Source organism: Pseudoalteromonas sp. NBT06-2 (assembly GCF_002276045.1).
Taxonomy (GTDB): domain Bacteria; phylum Pseudomonadota; class Gammaproteobacteria; order Enterobacterales; family Alteromonadaceae; genus Pseudoalteromonas.
This window is the reverse complement of the sequence record NZ_NQMR01000323.1, coordinates 1-1,936: the sequence shown is the minus strand read 5'-3', so window position 1 is coordinate 1,936 and position 1,936 is coordinate 1. Positions and strand designations below refer to the sequence as shown.

General features: G+C 34.0%; 3 protein-coding genes. All 3 read left to right on the top strand.

The window, feature by feature from the left end; all coding sequences use genetic code 11:
• The first annotated feature begins 192 nt into the window (after window positions 1-192).
• A complete protein-coding gene (locus CJF42_RS25795; RefSeq protein WP_248985953.1) occupies window positions 193-888 on the top strand; it encodes a hypothetical protein in 696 nt (231 codons plus the stop codon).
• Window positions 889-1,005: 117 nt separating this feature from the next.
• Complete coding sequence (locus tag CJF42_RS25790; protein ID WP_141235694.1) at window positions 1,006-1,302, top strand: hypothetical protein; 297 nt, start codon at window positions 1,006-1,008, stop codon at window positions 1,300-1,302.
• Between the two features lie 117 nt (window positions 1,303-1,419).
• Window positions 1,420-1,638, top strand: coding sequence for a hypothetical protein (locus CJF42_RS25785; RefSeq protein ID WP_095369344.1), 219 nt, complete (start codon window positions 1,420-1,422; stop codon window positions 1,636-1,638).
• Window positions 1,639-1,936 lie beyond the last annotated feature (298 nt).

Sequence of the window (1,936 nt, the reverse complement as noted above, 5' to 3'; positions counted from 1 at the left end):
AGCGTTAAATAGTGATTTTTAGGATGTGGTCTAACCAGAAAAGCGTGCGTGCACACTTTGCCACCTCCGTTTTTGTTGTCATTTTTTTCTAAGCTACTAATTTATAATAACTTATTTTAAATTTATATTAAGAGGTCTAACCTGATAAGTGTGCGCGCCGTTTATACAAATGTTAGCTATAAGGAGTTCTAGTTGGGCACTCGTATTATGAATTTCATTGAGAAATCCAATAAGGTATTACTATTTATCGCAGCGATAATTGTAATTATTGCGATTGGTAAAAACATCATCAAGGATCTACTAAGAAAGGATTACTCTGAACCAACGGTTCAAGTTATTGATCATGATGACGCGCAAAAAGAACACCAAAAACCAAAATTAGAAAAAAGATATGTAGGTCAAATAAAAGACGTACATTTATTAGAAATAACCTCAGATAAAATAGTGGAAGAACAATCTTATAGTGCCAATGCGGAAATGATAGTTGTTTCATCATCATTAAGTTTAAGCAGCAACGCAGTTAATTTAATGTTTACTAAGGTTGGTGAAAAAAATAATTTATTATTTTCGAGCAATGCACTAATTGTTGAGTTTTCACCAACTCAAGAGAAGGAAACTCAGTACCGAAATATTCTAAGTAAAAACATATATTCGGTAGCAAAAAAAGACACTAATAAAGATGGCTTCTTAAACCAATATGATAAAAAAGAGTTATTAGTATCAGAGTATGATGGTTCTAAATTAACATCAGTTATGGAAAATATAGAGGGCTATCAAATTATCAATAATAATCTTGTTTTGGTTTATACGGCTACAGAAGACGACACGATTTATTATACCTTTAATGTTTTATCAGGTGAGTTACTCAAGCTTGATACAAACTTATAGCTAACAAGCTGTTAAACAAGGACAAAAAACAGTTGGTTTTTGCTCCTTCGTCGCCTATTTTAACCAACTATTTTATTGCCTGTTAACAGGGCGTTGGTATCAATGGATCGAGCCACTATGAACACTATTATCGCAGTTTGCACCACTGTTTTTATTTTGCTTATTGGTATCATTATTAGGCAAGCGGTTAAGATCGGAACTCTTGAGTCTTCTTTGAAAAATGAAAATAAGAGTATCGATGGTCTCATCGCTAAACTTGATATCAGCGTTCAAAAACATGAAGAAACCATCTCTAGCATTAAGAAAGAGCACGCGGATATAGTTAATGAGCTTAATCATAAAATAAAAGTCCTTGAAAATAAAAATAAGATTGACGTAAGTAAAATACCAGCTAAAAAAGTACATCACTGGTAAATACGTATCAAGCTGTTTAACAAGGACAAAATACAGTTGGCTTTTGCTCCTTCATCGCTTATTCTAGCCAACTATATTTTGCCCATTAACAGGGCTAAATTGCATAAGGACGTTCTGATGGATTGGTTAACATGGGCAACATATATCGCTATCTTTTTAGTTGTATGGCACGAGATGCACAGGTTCCCTGAAACAAATAGATCTTTCTACAAGCTCCAAGAAAAAATTGAAGAACTTGAATCAGATAAGCAAGATTTAGAACAAAAAGTAGAATATCTCGATACTCAATTAGATAGTTTAATTGAGCAAGTAAATCGATTAGTAGATCCCGCTTAAAACGGCGTTGCGGATACAAATCACTGTAAGGCCGAAATGTGGTAAAAGTGAACCGTACAAAATACCCCCAGACTGATGCGGCTATCCGCATCAAAATAACTAAGTCTGATTCACTAAAAGCGCTTAACTGCGCTTTTCTTGTATCAGTTTAATCGGTTTTGAGCATACAATTTTAAAAAGTTTATACGCTCAACTTTGTCAGGTTCGTTTTTAACTCTGAAAGTTGTCCCATCTTTTTAGCCCGATCAAGTAGCGCTGTAAATGCAGGTGCAACATCTTTTGAAAAACGCTTTTGCTT

Coding starts and splice junctions, on each gene's coding strand:
- CJF42_RS25790 (WP_141235694.1), top strand. CDS start 1,006: ATGAACACTATTATCGCAGTTTGCACCACTGTTTTTATTTTGCTTATT.
- CJF42_RS25785 (WP_095369344.1), top strand. CDS start 1,420: ATGGATTGGTTAACATGGGCAACATATATCGCTATCTTTTTAGTTGTA.